1 protein-coding gene (cut by a window edge) is annotated in these 18,897 nt (G+C 72.3%); it reads right to left on the reverse strand.

Annotated elements, in window-relative coordinates; genetic code table 11:
• Positions 1–18,866: the 5' portion of a type I polyketide synthase gene (locus ACFQVD_RS15165; protein WP_386368531.1), read on the reverse strand. 18,172 nt of this gene lie to the left of the window's left edge; 18,866 of the gene's 37,038 nt are visible here — the first part of the coding sequence; the start codon lies at positions 18,864–18,866; the stop codon falls past the left edge of the window.
• Positions 18,867–18,897 lie beyond the last annotated feature (31 nt).

Below are 18,897 nucleotides of genomic sequence, written 5' to 3' on the forward strand. Positions count from 1 at the left end.
TCGGCCAGGCCCACTGTCGCGCCCAGCAACGGGTGATCCGTCGCGGCCAGGCCCAGCCCTCGGGCGTCCCCACCCTGCCGCGCGTTCGGCCAGTACCGCTGGTGCTGGAAGGCGTACGTGGGCAGATCGACCCGGCGCGCGCCCGAGAAGACGGCCTGCCAGTTCACCAGCACACCGCGCACGAACAGCTCGGCCGCCGAGACCAGCACCCGCTCCAGACCGCCCTCGTCGCGGCGCAGCGTCCCGGCGATCACAGTGGTGGCGTCGGTCTCCTCCACACACTCGCCGATACCGACCGTCAGCACCGGATGCGAACTCACCTCGACGAACACCCGATACCGCTGCTCCAGCAACCGACCGACCGCCGGAGCGAAAGCCACCGTGCGCCGTAGGTTCTCACACCAGTACCCCGCGTCCAGCTCCGGACCCTCCACCCACTGACCCGTCACCGTCGACAGCATCGGCACCCGCACCGCACCCGGCGCCACCGCCGCCAACACCTGGGCCAACTCCTCGGCGATCAGATCCACCTGCGCCGAATGCGAGGCGTAATCCACCGCGATCCGCCGCACCCGCACCCCCTCGGCGGCAAGACGCTCGACCAGCTCCTCCACCGCCGCGACCTCACCGGCCACCACCACCGAGTTCGGGCCGTTCACCGCCGCCACCGACACCCCCTCCAGCAAAGCGGCCCGCACCCGCTCCACCGGCAACGCCACCGACGCCATCGCCCCACCCCCAGCCAACCGCTCGGCGATCAGACGGCTGCGCAACGCCACCACTCGGGCACCGTCGGACAACGACAGGCCACCGGCCACCACCGCGGCGGCGATCTCACCCTGCGAATGCCCCACCACCGCGTCCGGACGAACCCCCAGCGACTCCCACACCGCCGCCAGCGACACCATCACCGCGAACGACACCGGCTGCACCACATCCACCCGCTCCAGCGACGGAGCACCCTCCACCTGACGGACCACCTCCAGCAGCGACCAGTCCACGAACGGCTCCAACGCCGCCGCGCACTCCGCCATCCGCCCCGCGAAGACCGCCGACTCCTCCAGCAGAGCCGCCCCCATCCCCACCCACTGCGCCCCCTGACCCGGGAACACCCACACCATCCGACCGTCCACATCGGCCACACCCCGCACCACACCCGCCATGGGCTCACCCGAAGCCACCGCACCCAACCCCGCCGGCAACCCCTCACGGCCGGCACCGACCACCACCGCACGATGCTCGAACACCGACCGCGACGCCACCAGCGAGAACGCCACATCGGTCAGCGCGACATCGCGGCTCTCCATGTGCGAGACCAGCCGCCCGGCCTGGGCCCGCAGCGCCTCGCCCGTACGACCCGACACCACCACCGGAACCACGCCCGCGTCCGGTGCACGGTCCTGCGGACGGGCCACCGTCGCGGCCTCGGGCTGCTCGATGATCACATGCGCGTTGGTGCCGCTGATCCCGAACGACGACACCCCCGCCCGACGCGGACGATCCGTCCGCGGCCACTCGACCTGCTCGGTCAGCAGCTCCACCGCACCCGAGGCCCAGTCCACGTGCGAGGACGGCGCGTCCACGTGCAACGTCCTGGGCAGCACCCCGTGCCGCATCGCCATGACCATCTTGATCACACCCGCCACACCCGCCGCCGCCTGCGTGTGCCCCAGGTTCGACTTGATCGACCCCAGCAGCAGCGGACGGTCCTCGTCCCGATCCTTGCCGTAGGTGGCCAGGAGTGCCTGCGCCTCGATCGGGTCACCCAGCGTCGTCCCCGTGCCGTGCGCCTCGACCGCGTCCACCTCGGACGGTGACAGCCTCGCCCCGGCGAGCGCCTGACGGATCACCCGCTGCTGCGAAGGACCGTTCGGCGCGGTCAGGCCATTGGACGCACCGTCCTGGTTCACCGCGGAACCGCGCACGACCGCGAGCACCTCGTGGCCGTTGCGGCGCGCGTCCGACAGCCGCTCCAGCACCAGCATGCCCACACCCTCGGAGTAGCTGGTGCCGTCCGCGGCATCGGAGAACGCCTTGGATCGGCCATCAGGCGCCAGCCCGCCCTGTGCGCTGAAGTCGATGAACGCCACCGGGGTGGCCATCACGGTCGCGCCACCGGCCAGCGCCAGATCGCAGTCACCCGTACGCAGTGCCTGCGCCGCCATGTGCAGCGCGACCAGCGACGACGAACAGGCGGTGTCCACCGTCACCGCCGGGCCCTCCAGACCCAGCGTGTAGGAGATACGCCCGGTCGCGACGCTTCCCGCGGTGCCGGTGCCGATGAAGCCCATCGCCTCCGGCGGGAACTGGGCACCCATCCCGTAGTCGTGGTAGAAGATGCCGGCGAACACGCCGGTACGGCTACCGCGCAGCGAGGTCGGGTCCACACCCGTCCGCTCGATCGCCTCCCACGAGGTCTCCAGCAGCAGACGCTGCTGCGGGTCCATCGCCAGCGCCTCACGCGGCGAGATCCCGAAGAACCCAGGGTCGAACTGCGTGGCACCCTCCAGGAAACCACCCTCGCGCACGTAGCTGGTGCCCCGCTTCTCCGGATCCGGGTTGTACAGCGCCCCCAGATCCCAGCCACGCGTGGTCGGGAACTCACCGATCGCGTCCCCGCCCTCGGAGACCAGCCGCCACAGATCCTCAGGAGAGTCCACCTCACCCGGGAAGTGGCAGGCCATGCCCACGATCACGATGGGATCGTCGTTCAGGGGCATGGCGGGCGCGGGAATGATCGCGTCGGCGTGCTCGCCGAGCAGCTCGGCCAGCAGGAAGTCCGCCAGCGTGCTCGGCGTGGGGTAGTCGAACACCAGCGTGGACGGCAGCCGCAGCCCGGTCACCGTGTTCAGCCGGTTGCGCAACTCGACGGCGGTGAGGGAGTCAAAGCCCAGTTCGCGGAACTCCCGGCGCACCTCCACCGTGTCGGACGAGGCATGGCCCAAGACCATGGCCACCTCGGTACGCACCAGGTCCACCAGGACCTCGGCGCGCTCGGCCGCCCCCAGCGGAGCCAACCGCTGCAGCAACGTCGCGGCCACCACCGAGCCCGACGCCGCCGACCGGCGCCCACCTCGCACCAGCCCGCGCAACAGCGCCGGCACCTCGCCGTGGGCACGCAGCACAGCGAGCTCCAACCGGAGCGGGATCACCACCGACCGGGCCACCCGTCCGGCGGCGTCGAACAGTGCCAGTCCTTGCTCCACCGAGAGCGGCGGCATGCCCGTACGGGTGATCCGCCGCATGTCGGCGTCGCTCAGCGTGCCGGTCATTCCGGTGTCCTGGGTCCAGGCCCCCCAGGCCAGCGACTGTGCGGGCAGCCCCTCTGCCCGGCGCGCCTGCGCCAAGGCGTTGAGGAATGTGTTCGCGGCCGCGTAGTTACCCTGCCCGGGCGCTCCCATGACGCCCGACAGGGATGAGTAGGTGATGAACGCCGCGAGGTCCAGGTCCCGGGTGAGCTCGTGCAGATGCCAGGCCGCGTCCACCTTCGGACGCAGGACCCTGCCGAGCCGCTCCAGGGTCAGGGTCGGAATCGTCGAGTCTTCCAGCACACCGGCGGTGTGGATGACCGCGGTCAGCGGGTGCTCGGTGTCGATCCCGGCCAGCAGGGCCGCCACCGCGTCCCGGTCCGCCATGTCACAGGCGGCGACCGTGACCTCGACGCCGTGCGCGATCAGCTCGGCCCGCAACTCCAGCGCGCCCGGGGCATCCGGGCCCCGCCGGCTGGTCAGCAGCAGATGCCGCACACCTCGCCCGGCCACCAGATGCCGGGCCAGACTGCCTCCCAGACCACCGGTCCCGCCGGTGATCAACACCGTGCCCTCGGGCTCCCACGGCCGCTCGGTCTCCTCCGCCGGTGCCACCCGCGCCAGACGCGGAACCCACACTCCGCCCTCACGCACCGCCGCCTGCGGCTCACCAGAGGCCAGGACCCCGGCCAGCACGGACGAGGAAAGCTCACCGTCGACATCGACCAGCACGAACCGGCCCGGGTTCTCCCACTGCGCCGACCGCACCAGACCCCACACCGCCGCGGCCGCCAGATCGGCGACCACATCGCCTTCCCGCGCCTCGACCGCACCCCGGGTGACGAACACCAGCCGCGAAGCCTCGAACCGCTCATCGGCCAGCCACCGCTGCAGCAGGCCCAGGACATGCGCGACCAGCTCGTGCGTCGACTCCACCACGTTCTCGGCATCGGCCGATCCCACGGTGGCCATGACCACGTCCGGTACCGGATCCAGCGAGGCGAGCTCTCCGGTCAGCTCGACCACGCTCGCATCGGCCTTCGTGTCCGGCATCTCCGGCAGCGAGCTCCAGTCCAGTCCGAAGAGGGAATTCCGCTCCACTCCACGGCTGCCGTCCGCACTGGAGAACTGGTCGGGTGTGAAGGGACGCACGATCAGCGAGCGTGCCGACAGCACCGGCGCCCCCTCCTGATCCACCGCCGTCAGCGAGACCGAGTCGGCACCCGTCCTGGTCAGCCGCACCCGCAGCAGTGCCGCCCCACCGGCGTGCAGGCACACCTCTTCCCAGGAGAACGGCAGCAAGCCCCCCTCGACCACGTCCAGGCCGGCGAAGCTCACCGCGTGCAGCGCGGCGTCCAGCAGAGCCGGATGCAACCCGAACGAGCCCGCGTTCGACGCCGCCTGCTCGGGCAGCGCGACCTCGGCGAGGATCTCCCCATCGTGCTGCCATACGGCCCGCAGGCCCTGGAAGACCGGCCCGTACCCCAGCCCTCGGGTGGCCAGCTCGTCATAGAGGCCGTCCAGCTCGATCGCGGTCGCGCCGGCCGGAGGCCATGCCGCCGTGTCGAACGGTGCGGCGACCCGGCTGCCCGTGGCGAGCGTACCGGTGGCGTGCCGCACCCACGACACATCATCACCGGCCTGCGCCGGCCGGGAATAGACGTTCACAACACGCCGGCCGGCCTCCTCCGGCGCCCCCACCGCGATCTGCACCACGACCGCATCGTCCTCGCCCAGCACCAGCGGAGCGGCCAGGGTCAGCTCTTCGACCACTTCACAACCGACCTGGTCACCGGCCCGGATCGCCAGCTCAAGGAACCCCGTCCCCGGGAAGAACACCATGCCGGCCACCGAGTGATCGGCCAGCCACGGATGCGACGAGAGCGCCAGCCGCCCGGTCAGCACCACCCCGTCGAAGTCGGCCAGACCCACCGCGGCACCCAGCAGCGGATGATCCGTCGCGGCCAATCCCGCCGCCGCCACATTCCCCGCACCGGAGCCGGTGCTCTCGGGCCAGAACCACCGGTGCTGGAAGGCGTAGGTGGGCAGTTCCACCCGGCGCGCGCCAGAGAACAGAGCCTGCCAGTCCACCGCCACGCCGCGGACGAACAGCTCGGCCGCCGAGACCAGCACCCGCTCCAGGCCACCGTCCTCGCGGCGCAACGTCCCGGCGACCACGGTGGTGGCGTCGGTCTCGTCCACGCACTCCTGGACCCCGACCGTCAGTACGGGGTGCGGACTCACCTCCACGAACACCCGATACCGCTGCTCCAGCAGCTGCCCGACCGCCGGAGCGAAGGCCACCGTGCGCCGCAGGTTCTCACACCAGTACCCCGCGTCCAGCTCCGGACCCTCCACCCACTCGCCGGTCACTGTCGACAGCATCGGCACCCGCACCGGCCCCGGCTCCACCCCCGCCAGGACCTGGGCCAGCTCATCACCGATCAGATCCACCTGCGCCGAATGCGAGGCGTAATCCACCGCGATCCGCCGCACCCGCACGTTCTCAGCGGTCAGCCGCTCGACCAGCTCCTCCACCGCCGCGACCTCACCGGCCACCACCACCGAGTTCGGGCCGTTCACCGCCGCCACCGACACCCGCCCATCCCAGGCCGCCACAGACTCCGCCACCCGCTCGGCCGGCAACGCCACCGACGCCATCGCCCCACCCCCAGCCAACCGCTCGGCGATCAGACGGCTGCGCAACGCCACCACCCGGGCACCGTCGGACAACGACAGGCCACCGGCCACCACCGCGGCGGCGATCTCACCCTGCGAATGCCCCACCACCGCGTCCGGACGAACCCCCAGCGACTCCCACACCGCCGCCAGCGACACCATCACCGCGAACGACACCGGCTGCACCACATCCACCCGCTCCAACGACGGAGCACCCTCGCTCTGCCGGATCACCTCCAGCAACGACCAGTCCACGAACGGCTCCAACGCCGCCGCGCACTCCGCCATCCGCCCGGCGAAGACCGCCGACTCCTCCAGCAGAGCCGCCCCCATCCCCACCCACTGCGCCCCCTGACCCGGGAACACCCACACCGACTTCCCAACCACATCGGCCACACCTGCGACCACCCCGGGCACCGACTCACCCGAGGCAACCGCAACCACCCCCGCCAGCAGACCCGCACGATCCCCGCCGACCACCACCGCACGGTGCTCGAACACCGACCGCGACACCACCAGCGAGAACGCCACATCGGTCAGCGCGACATCGCGCCCCTCCATGTGCGAGACCAGCCGCCCGGCCTGCGCCCGCAGCGCCTCGCCCGTACGACCCGACACCACCACCGGAACCACGCCCGCGTCCGGTGCACGGTCCTGCGGACGGGCCACCGTCGCGGCCTCGGGCTGCTCGATGATCACATGCGCGTTGGTGCCGCTGATCCCGAACGACGACACCCCCGCCCGACGCGGACGACCCGTGTCCGGCCACTCCACCGGCTCACTCAGCAGCTCCACCGCACCCGAGGCCCAGTCCACATGCGACGACGGCGCGTCCACGTGCAACGTCCTGGGCAGCACCCCGTGCCGCATCGCCATAATCATCTTGATCACACCCGCCGCACCGGCGGCGGCCTGGGTGTGGCCGAGGTTCGACTTGATCGACCCCAGCAGCAACGGCCGATCCCGGTCCTGACCGTAGGTGGCCAGCAGCGCCTGAGCCTCGATCGGGTCACCCAGAACCGTGCCGGTCCCGTGCCCCTCGACCGCGTCCACCTCCGACGGCGACAACCTCGCACCGGCCAGCGCCTGACGGATCACCCGCTGCTGCGAAGGACCGTTCGGCGCGGTCAACCCGTTGGACGCACCGTCCTGGTTCACCGCCGAACCCCGCACCACCGCCAGCACCTCATGGCCGTTGCGGCGCGCGTCCGACAACCGCTCCAGCACCAGCATGCCCACACCCTCGGACCAACCCGCGCCGTCGGCCGCGTCCGAGTAGGACTTGCACCGCCCGTCGCCGGCCAGGCCGCCCTGCCCGGTGAAGTCGATGAACGGGCTCGGAGTGGCCATCACGGTCACGCCACCGGCCAGGGCCAGCGAGCAGTCACCGCCGCGCAGCGCCTGCGCGGCCAGGTGCAGCGCGACCAGGGACGACGAACAGGCGGTGTCCACCGTCACCGCCGGGCCCTCCAGGCCCAGCGTGTAGGAGATACGCCCGGTCGCCACGCTTCCCGCGGTGCCGGTACCCATGAAGCCCACCACGTCCGCCGGGAACGGCATGCTGGTCGCATAGTCGTGGTACATGACTCCGGCGAACACGCCCGTACGGCTGCCGCGCAGCGAGGTCGGGTCGATCCCGGTGCGCTCGATCGCCTCCCAGGTGGTCTCCAGCAGCAGACGCTGCTGCGGATCCATCGCCAGCGCCTCACGCGGCGAGATCCCGAAGAAGCCCGGATCGAACTCTCCGGCCTCGTGCAGGAAGCCGCCCGCTTCCACGTAGTTGACGGCTCGGCCCTCGGTACCCCCCTCAAGGGAGCCACGACTCCAGCCGCGCGTCGTCGGGAAGGGAGAGATCGCGTCCCCGCCTTCACTGACCAGTCGCCACAGATCCTCCGGCGAGGTGACCCCGCCCGGATAGCGGCATGCCATGCCCACGATCACGATCGGATCGTCCGCGACCGGTACCACCGACGCGGGGATGACCACGTCGGCGTCCTCACCGAGCAGCTCGGCCAGCAGGAACTCCGCCAGCGTGGCCGGCGTCGGGTAGTCGAACACCAGCGTCGCCGGGAGGCGCAGCCCGCTCACCCCGTTCAGCCGGTTGCGCAGCTCGACCGCGGTCAGGGAGTCGAAGCCCAACTCGCGGAACTCCCGCCGCACCTCCACCGTCTCCGGCGACGCGTGCCCGAGCACGACCGCCACCTCGGTCCGCACCAGATCCAGCAGGGCCTCGGTGCGCTCGGCCAGGCCCAGCGGAGCCAGCCGCTGCAACAACGTCGCGGCCACCACCGACCCGGACGCCGCCGACCGGCGCCCACCTCGTACCAGCCCACGCAACAACGCCGGTACGTCACCCTGTGTCCGCAGCGACGGCAGGTGCAGTCGCACCGGCACCAGTACCGGCTGCTCAAGCGCGGTGGCGACCTCGAACAGTGCCAGGCCGTGCTCCAGCGACAGCGGCGGCATCCCCGCCCGCGCCATCCTGCGCATGTCGGTGTCGTCCAGCGTGCCGGTCATCCCGACGTCCTGGGTCCAGGCTCCCCAGGCCAGCGACAGGGCGGGCAGACCCTCGGCCCGCCGGTGCTGGGCCAGCGCGTCCAGGAAGGCGTTGGCGGCGGCGTAGTTGCCCTGCCCGGCGTTGCCCATCACTCCGGCCAGCGAGGAGAACAGCACGAACGCCGCCAGGTCCAGCCCCCGGGTCAGCTCGTGCAGGTGCCACGCGGCGTCCACCTTCGGCCGCGACACCACCTCCAGCCGCTCCGCCGTCAGCGACAGGATCGTCCCGTCGTCCAGCACACCGGCGGTGTGGATCACCGCGGTCAGCGGACGCTCGGCCGGTACCCCTGACAGCAGTTCCGCCAGCGCGTCCCGGTCCGCCACATCGCAGGCCACGATCTCGACCTCGACGCCGTGCGCGATCAGCTCCGCCCGTAGTTCCGTCGCGCCGGGGGCGCCCATACCCCTGCGGCTGACCAGCAGCAGGTGCCTCACTCCACGCTCGGCCACCACATGCCGCGCGAACTGCGCCCCCAGCCCACCGGTCCCACCGGTGATCAGTACGGTGCCGTCCAGGTCCCACGGCCGCCCGCCCTCATCGGCCGGCGCCACCCGCGCCAGGCGCGGAACCCGCACCTCACCCTCGCGTACCGCCGCCTGCGGCTCACCCGAGAGCAACACCCCGGCCAGTGCCGATGAGGACAGCTCCCCGTCGACGTCGACCAGCACGAACCGGCCCGGCTCCTCCCACTGCGCCGACCGCACCAGACCCCACACCGCCGCGGCCGCCAGGTCCGCGACGGCCTCGTTATCACTCGTCGCGACGGCGCCCCCGGTCACGAACACCAGCCGGGAGCGGCGACAGCGATCATCGGTCAGCCACGCCTGCAGCAGGCCCAGCGCCGCGATGGTCAGTTCGTGAACCCCGGTGACCACGTCGCTCCGCGCCGCGGAGCCGACCGCGACGGTCACCGTCTCCGGTACCGTCTCCAAGGCCGCCAGCGCCGCCTCCGGATCCGATGTCAGATCCAGGATCGGCTCGACCAGGTCGAGCTCGGTGCCGGCCTCCGTCGGCATCTCGGGCAACGCCGTCCAGGTCGGCTGGAACAGCGAGTCCCGGTACGGATCGCCGCCGCCGACGGTCAGCTGGTCGGCTGCGACCGGCCGCAGCACCAGCGAGCGCGCCGACAGCACCGGCTCCCCCGCACCGTCCACCGCGATCACCGAGACCGCGTCGCCACCGGTCCTGGCCAGCCGCACCCGCAGCACCGACGCGCCACCGGCGTGCAGACACACCTCTTCCCAGGAGAACGGCATCCGGCCGCCCTCGACCACGTCCAGGTCGGCGAAGCTCACCGCGTGCAACGCCGCGTCCAGCAACGCCGGATGCACCCCGAACGCCCCCGCACTCGGCTGCGCCTGCTCGGGCAGGACGACCTCGGCGTACACCGCGCCATCCACACTTCGCCAGGCCGCTCTCAACCCCTGGAACACCGGACCGTAGTGGAACCCGCCCGCGGCGAACTGCTCGTACAGGTCGTCCAGCTGGACCGCGGTCGCATCGCGCGGCGGCCACACCGCCGTGTCGAAGCCGGCCAGGGTGTCGGCGAGCGCGCGAGACCGGCCGTCGGCCACGGCCAGCACACCGGTGGCGTGCCGCACCCACGGCTCCTCGTCGGCGGCCTCGGCCGAGCGGGCGTAGACGCTCAGGTTGCGGCGGCCGGACTCCGCCGCCGCGCCCACCCACACCTGCACGGCGACGGCGTCACTCTCGCCGAGCACCAGCGGCACGGTCAGGGTCAGCTCCTCCACCAGGTCGCAGCCGACCTGGTCGCCCGCCCGGATCGCCAGCTCAAGGAACCCGGTACCCGGGAAGATCACCGTTCCGGCCACCGCGTGGTCGGCCAGCCACGGATGCGTCCGCAGCGACAGCCGGCCGGTGAGCAGCACTCCGGCCGAGTCGGCCAGGCCGACCGCGGCACCCAGCAGCGGGTGCCCGGCGGAGGCCAGGCCAGCCGCCGCCACGTTCCCCGGCTGGGAACCGGCCGCGTCGGGCCAGAACCGCCGACGCTGGAACGCGTACGTCGGCAGGTCGATCCGGTGTCCGCCCCGGAGCACCGCCCGCCAGTCCACCGGTACTCCGCGCACGTGCAGCCGCGCCAGCGCCTCCATGATCGCGCTGTGCTCGTCCCGGTCCCCGCGCAGCACCGGCACCAGTACCGCGTCGGTGCCGGAGAACTGGGCGGGCGAGTCGTGAGCCGTGAGCTCGGCCAGGGTGTCCTGGGCCATCGCGGTGAGCACTCCGTCCGGCCCGAGTTCCAGGTAGGCCGTGGCACCCTGCCGGTGCAGCGTCCGCACCCCGTCGGCGAAGCGCACCGCGCTTCGCACCTGCTCCACCCAGTAGCCGGGCGAGCACAGCTGCTCGGCCGTGGCCATCTCACCGGTCACCGTGGACACGATCGGAATCCGCGGCGCACCGAAGGTCAGTGTCCGGGCCAGGGCCCGGAAGTCCTCCAGCATCGGGTCCATCAACGGCGAGTGGAAGGCGTGCGACACCCGCAACCGCTTGGCTCGAACCCCTTGAGCCTCCAGCGCGGCCACGACCTCAAGAACGGCCTGCTCAGCACCGGAGATCACCACGGACGCCGGGCCGTTGACGGCCGCGATCGACACCTCGGTCTCGCGCCCGGCCAGCAGCCCGGCGATCTCCTCTTCGGAGGCCCGCACCGCCACCATCGCCCCGCCCTGCGGCAGCGCCTGCATCAACCGGCCGCGCGCCGCCACCAGCGCGCAGGCGTCCGACAGGGACAGCACCCCGGCCACGTGCGCCGCGGTGATCTCCCCGATCGAGTGCCCGGCCAGCACCTCCGGCCGCACCCCCCAGGACTCGACCAGCCGGAACAGCGCCGTCTCCACCGCGAACAGCGCCGGCTGCGCCCACCCGGTCTGGTCGAGCGCCTCCGCCCCGGCCGTACCCGGCTCGGCGAACAACACCTCCCGCAACGACCCGTCCAGCAGCGAATCCAGCTCCGCGACCACCTCGTCCAACGCCGCCGCGAACACCGGGAACCGCGCGTACAGCTCCCGGCCCATCCCCGCCCGCTGACTGCCCTGACCGGTGAACAACACCGCCGGCTTCGATTCGGCCTCGGCCGACCCCTGCAGCACGCCCGCGCTCGACCGGCCCTCGGCCAGTGCCCGCAGGCCGGCTCCCAGACCCGCGTGGTCGGCGGCCACCACGGCCGCCCGGTACTCGAACGCCGAGCGCGTGGTGGCCGTCGAGAACGCCACGTCCGCCAATCGCAGACCGGGCTCGCCGTCCACGTACGCCGCGAGCCGCTCGGCCTGCGCCCGCAGCGCCTCCGCCGACCGGCCGGAGACCAGGACCGGCACGGCACCGTCCGACGCGGGTGGACGCTCCTCGGACTCCACGTCCCGCGTTTCGATCCGCTCGATGATCACGTGCGCGTTGGTGCCGCTGATTCCGAACGACGAGACCGCCGCCCGGCGGGGGTGATCGGTCTGCGGCCACTCGGCCGGCTCGGTCAGCAGCTCTATCGCACCCGAGGTCCAGTCCACGTGCGAGGACGGCTCGTCGATGTGCAGCGTCCTGGGCAGCACCCCGTGCCGCATCGCCATGACCATCTTGATCACACCGGCCACGCCGGAGGCCGCCTGGGTGTGACCGATGTTCGACTTCAGCGATCCGAGCAGCAGCGGCCGGTCCTCCGGCCGGTTCTGCCCGTAGGTGGCCAGCAGTGCCTGGGCCTCGATCGGGTCACCCAGCGCGGTGCCCGTGCCGTGGCCCTCCACCGCGTCCACCTCTGCGGGGGTCAGGCCCGCGCCGGCCAGGGCCTGGCGGATCACCCGTTGCTGCGAGGGGCCGTTCGGCGCGGTCAACCCGTTGGACGCGCCGTCCTGGTTCACCGCGGAACCTCGCAGGACGGCCAGGACCTGGTGGCCGTTGCGCCGCGCGTCGGACAGGCGCTCCAGGACCACCATGCCCACGCCCTCGGCCCAGCTGGTGCCGTCGGCGGCATCCGAGTAGGACTTGCACCGCCCATCGGCGGCCAGCCCGCCCTGGGCGCTGAACTCCACGATACCCATCGGGGTGGCCACCACGGTCACACCGCCGGCCAGCGCCAGCGAGCAGTCACCCGCGCGCAGCGCCTGCGCGGCCATGTGCATCGCCACCAGCGACGACGAGCAGGCGGTGTCCACCGTGACCGCCGGGCCCTCCAGTCCCAGCGTGTAGGACAGCCGGCCCGAGGTCACGCTCCCCGCCTGGCCCGTCACCATGAAGCCGCGGGCCTCGTCCGACGGGACGTAGCCGGAACCGCTGGCGCCGACGTAGACACCCGTGTCGCTGCCCCGCAGCGACAGCGGGTCGATTCCGGCGCGCTCGAACGCCTCCCAGGTGGTCTCCAGCAGAACACGCTGCTGCGGGTCCATCCCCAGGGCCTCACGCGGCGAGATCCCGAAGAACCCGGCGTCGAACTCCGCGGCGTCGGACATGAAGCCGCCGTGGAAGTCCAGTTCGCCGTTCACCTGCCAGCCCCGGTCGACCGGCAGCGGGGAGATGGCGTCGCGCCCCTCGGTGACGAGCCGCCACAGATCCTCGGGAGAGTGCACCTCACCCGGGTAGCGGCAGGCCATCGACACGATCACGATCGGGTCGTCGGCCACCGACGCGACCGCCGTCGGAACGACGACGTCACCGTGCTCACCCAGCAGTTCGGCCAGCAGGAACTCCGCCAGCACCACGGGGGTCGGGTAGTCGAACACCAGGGTGGCGGGCAGCCGCAGCCCGGTGGCGGTGTTCAGCCGGTTGCGCAGCTCGACCGCGGTGAGGGAGTCGAAGCCCAGCTCGCGGAACTCCCTCCGCACCTCCACCATCTGGGGTGAGGCGTGTCCCAGTGCCATGGCGGCCTGGGCCCGGACCAGCTCGGTCACCAGCCGGTTGCGGTCGGCGGGGGGCAGCCCGGCCAGCTGCCGCAGCAGCGCCCCGTCCGCGCCCGACACCGGGGCCGCCGCCGTACGGCGGGTGCCCCGCACCAGCGAGCGCAACAGCGGAGGCACCTCACCGAACGCCCGCAACGCCGGCAGGTTGAGCCGAACCGGTGCGACCACCGGCGTGTCGCAGCCCAGAACCGCGTCGAACAGCGCCAGTCCCTCGGCGAAGGAGAACAGCTGGAATCCCGCGGCCGTCAGCCGGCGGAGGTCCGTCTCGGAGAGCTCTCCGGCCATACCGGCGTCCGCCGCCCACGGTCCCCACACCAGGGACAGGCCCGGCATGCCCTGGGCCCGGCGGTGCTGGGCCAGCGCGTCCAGGTAGGCGTTGGCCGCCGCGTAACCGCCCAGTCCCGCGCCGCCGACCAGCCCGGCCATCGAGGAGTACATGACGAAGGCGGCCAGGTCGAGGTTCCGGGTGAGTTCGTGCAGGTGCCAGGCACCGTCGGCCTTGGGCCCGAACACGTTGGCCAGCCGCTGCGCGTCCAGCGACAGGATCATGCCGTCGTCACGGACGCCCGCGGTGTGGATGACCGCGGTGAGCGGGTGCTCCGCCGGCACGCCGGCGAGCAGCTCCGCGGCCTGGTCCCGGTCGGCCAGGTCGCAGGCGACGATGGTGACCTCGACCCCGTGCGCGATCAGCTCGGCCTGCAGCTCCACCGCACCCGGAGCGTCCAGCCCTCTCCTGCCGGTCAGCAGCAGGTGCCGGACCCCGTGCTCGGCCACCAGATGCCGGGCCAGGTTGCTTCCCAGGCCACCCGTGCCACCCGTGATCAGAACGGTGCCATCGAGATCCAGCCGCCGCGCGCCGTCTCCACCTGGCGTCAGGCGGACCAGCCTGGGGACGCGGGCCGCGTGTTCGCGGATCGCCACCTGGGGTTCGCCGCAGGCCAGCGCCTCGGGCAGCGCCGACAGCCCGGTCTCCCGCTCGTCCACGTCGACCAGCACGAAGCGGCCGGGATTCTCGGCCTGCGCGACGCGTACGAGCCCCCAGACCGCGGCCGCCGCCGGATCCGTGATGATCTCGTCTTCCCCGCCGGCGACCGCGCCCCGGGTGACCAGCACCAACCTCGACTCGGTGAACCGGTCATCGGCCAGCCACTGCCTCAGCAGTTCCAGCACCCGGCCGGTCAGCTCCTGTGCCGCCGCCCCGCCCGCCTCGGCGGGCGAGCCGATCTCGACGGTCACGACGTCCGGCACCCGGTCCAGTGCCCCGGGCTCGGTCTGACCCGGCTCGGCCCAGCGCAGGTCGCTCAGTCCCGGACGACCCGGTTCGGACCAGTCCAGCTCGACACAGTCCAGGCCGGCCACCGCGTCCGTCGGAGAGACGACGGTGGGCGCGACCACCCACTCCAGGGTGAACAGCGCGTCCCGTTCCGGTCCCCGGCCGCCGGAGGCGAGCATCTGGTCCGCGGACACCGGCCGGAACACCAGCGACTCCGCCGTCAGCACCGGCGCGCCCTCGGCGTCCACCGCCGCCAGCGACACCGAACCGCTTCCGGTCTTGACCAGCCGCACCCGCAACGCCGAAGCACCGTTGGCGTGCAAACAGACGCCACCCCAGGAGAACAGCAGCCGCCCCTGGCCCGGCTCCGTCAGCTCCATGAACGAGGCCGGCTGCAACGCCGCGTCCAGCAGTGCGGGATGCAGGCCGAACAGACCGACGTCGCCGACCTCCTCCGGCACCTCGACCTCGGCGAAGATCTCCCCGTCGCGCTGCCAGGCCGCCCGCAACCCCTTGAAGGTGGGCCCGTAGACCACGCCGCCCTCGGCCAGGTCGTCGTACAGCCCGTCCAGCGCGATGGGCGTCGCGCCCTCGGGCGGCCAGGTGGCCGTGTCGAACCGTGCCGTACGCGCTCCGACCCCCAGCACACCGGCCGCGTGCCGTATCCAGGGCTGGTCCGGCGCGTCGGCGAGCCGCGCGTAGATCGCGAGGTTCCTGCGGCCTGTCTCGTCGGACGCGCTCACCACCACCTGGACGGCGACGGCGCCGTCCGGGGCGAGCACCAGCGGGGCGGCCAGGGTGAGTTCTTCCACCCGGTCGCAGCCGACCTGGTCCGCTGCCCGGATCGCCAGTTCGAGGAACCCGGTGCCGGCGAACAACGCCGTATCGGCCACCGCGTGATCGGCGAGCCAGGGGTGCGCGCGCACCGACATCAGGCCGGTGAGCAGCGCGCCGTCGGAGTCGGCGAGCCCGACGGCGGCGCCCAGCAGCGGGTGCCCGGCCGCGACGAGGCCGAGCCCCCGGGCATCGGCGATCCGCACCCCGCTCGGCCAGTAACGCCGGTGCTGGAAGGCGTACGTCGGCAGATCCACCCGTCGACCGCCGGTCAGCACCTGCCGCCAGTCCACCTTCACCCCACGGACGAACAGCTCGGCCGCCGAGACCAGCACCCGCTCCAAACCACCCTCGTCACGACGCAACGTCCCCGCCACCACCGCGGCCACCCCCGCCGCGTCCACCGCCTGCTCGATCCCCAACGTCAACAACGGATGCGGACCCACCTCGACGAACACCCGATACCGCTCCGCCAGCAACCGCTCGACCGCCGACGCGAACCCCACCGTCCGCCGCACGTTCTCATACCAGTAACCGGCATCCAACTCCGTACCGTCCAACCACCGCCCGGTCACCGTCGACAACATCGCCACCCGCGCCACCCGCGCCTCCACCCCCGCCAGATCCACCAGCAGATCCTCACGGAACCGCTCCACCTGCGGCGAATGCGCGGCGAAGTCCGCACCGGCCAACTGCCAGCGCATCACGCCTTCTGCCGACAGCCGCCGCTCCAGCACCCGCACAGCCTCCCCATCACCGGCCACGGTGACCACCCGAGGACCGTTGACCGCCGCGATCGCCACCCGATCCAGCAGACCCTCCTCGGCCAGCGCCGCACGCACCCACTCCACCGGCGCCATCACCGACAACATCACCCCGTGCCCGGACAACCGCTCGGCGATCAACCGGCTGCGCAACGCCACCACCCGCGCCCCGTCCTGCACCGACAACGCCCCGGCCACCACCGCCGCCGCGATCTCACCCTGCGAATGCCCCACCACCGCATCCGGACGCAACCCCAGCGACTCCCACACCGCCGCCAGCGACACCATCACCGCGAACGACACCGGCTGCACCACATCCACCCGCTCCAACGACGGAGCACCCTCGCTCTGCCGGACCACCTCCAGCAACGACCACCCCGACCAGTCCACGAACGGCTCCAACGCCGCCGCACACTCCGCCATCCGCCCCGCGAACACCGGCGACTCCTCCAGCAGCCGCGCGCCCATGCCCGCCCACTGCGCCCCCTGACCCGGGAACACGAAAACCGTCCTGCCCTCGACATCCGCCACACCCTGGACCACACCGGGCACCGGCTCATCCGAGCCGACCACGGCCAGCCCCGCCAGCAGACCCGCACGATCCCCGCCGACCACCACCGCACGGTGCTCGAACACCGACCGCGACGACACCAGCGAGAAGCCCACATCCGCCAGGCCAAGCTCGCCCCGGGCCTGCAGATGCGCAGTCAGTCGCCCGGCCTGTGCCCGCACCGCGTCGGCCGTACGGGCCGAGATCACCCAGGGCAGCACGCCGTCTGCCGGACCGGCGGGCTCATCGACCGCCGGTTCCGCCACCTCCGGCCCCTGCTCCAGGATCAGGTGGGCGTTGGTGCCGCTGATCCCGAACGACGACACCCCGGCCCGGCGCGGGTGACCGTTCCGTGGCCACTCGACCGGTTCGGTCAGCAGCTCCACCGCACCCGAGGCCCAGTCCACGTGCGAGGACGGCTCGTCCAGGTGCAATGTCTTGGGCAGCACGCCGTGCCGCAGAGCCATGACCATCTTGATAACACCCGCCACGCCCGCGGCGGCCTGGGTGTGGCCGATGTTCGACTTGATCGACCCCAGCAGCAGCGGACGGTCCTCCGGCCGGTCCTGGCCGTAGGTGGCCAGCAGCGCCTGCGCCTCGATCGGGTCACCCAGGGCGGTGCCGGTGCCGTGCGCCTCGACCGCGTCCACCTCGTCGGCGGACAGCCCGGCGACGGCCAGGGCCTTGCGGATCACCCGCCGCTGCGAGGGGCCGTTCGGCGCGGTCAGACCGTTGGACGCGCCGTCCTGGTTGATCGCCGACCCGCGAACGAGTGCGAGCACCCGGTGGCCGTTGCGCTGCGCGTCCGACAGCCGCTCCAGCATCACCAGACCGACGCCCTCGGACCATCCGATGCCGTCCGCCGAGTCGGAGAACGCCTTGCAGCGGGCATCCGGTGCCAGGCCGCCCTGCTCGCCGAGCTCCCCGAACGCCGCGAGGGTCGATATGACGGTGACGCCGCCGGCCACCGCGAGCGAGCACTCCCCGTTGCGCAGGGCCTGGGCCGCCATGTGGATGGTCACCAGCGACGACGAGCACGCGGTGTCCACCGTCACCGCCGGGCCCTCCAGACCCAGGGTGTAGGAGATCCGGCCGGAGGCCACGCTGGCTAGCTGCCCGGTCATGATGTGACCGCGAGACTCTCCCCCGGGCATGTAGCCCGAGCCGACGGAGCCGATGAAGACGCCGGTGTCGCTGCCGCGCAACGAGTCGGGGTCGATGCCCGCGTTCTCCAGGACCTCCCAGGCCGCCTCCAGCAGCAGCCGCTGCTGCGGGTCCATCGCGAGCGCCTCACGTGGCGAGATCCGGAAGAACTCCGCGTCGAACTCGGGCGCGTCGAAGACGAATCCGCCCTTCAGGTCGATGTCACCGTGGGTCTGCCAGCCTCTGTCGGTCGGCAGCGGGGTGATGGCGTCCTGTCCCTCGATGACCAGCCGCCACAGGTCGTCCGGGGAGTTCACCTCTCCGGGGTAGCGGCAGGCCATCGAGACGATCGCGATCGGATCGTCTCCGACCGAGACCGTGGCCACCGGCAGGATGGCGTCGCCGTGCGCGCCGAGCACCTCGCTCAGCAGATACTCTCCCAGCGCGGTGGGGGTGGGGTAGTCGAAGACGAGGGTGGAGGGCAGCCGCAGCCCGGTGGCGGTGTTGAGGCGGTTGCGCAGTTCGATCGCGGTCAGCGAGTCGAAGCCCAGCTCGCGGAACTCCCGCCTGACGTCCACCGCCTCCAGCGAGGGGTACCCGAGGACGGCCGCGGCCTGGGTGCGGACCAGGTCTGTCACGAACCGGGTCCGCTCGGCCTGCGTCAACCCGGCCAACTGCCGCAACAGGGTGCCCTCACCCAGGGCGGGCGCCGATGCCGCCGTACGACGGGTGCCGCGCACCAGGCCGCGCAGCAGCGGCGGCACCTGCTCTTGCGGCAGTGCGGGCGGGTTCAGCCGTACCGGGACCACCAGCGGCGCATCCGAGTCGATGGCCGCGTCGAACAGGGCCAGCCCCTGCTCGGTGGTGATCGGCGGCAGCCCGGCGGCGGTCATCCGCTGCACATCGGCCTGCGACATGGCCCCCGGTCATCCCGGTGGCCTGCGCCCA

Origin of the sequence: Streptosporangium amethystogenes subsp. fukuiense (assembly GCF_042665875.1) — a bacterium.
GTDB classification, from domain to species: Bacteria; Actinomycetota; Actinomycetes; order Streptosporangiales; family Streptosporangiaceae; genus Streptosporangium; species Streptosporangium fukuiense.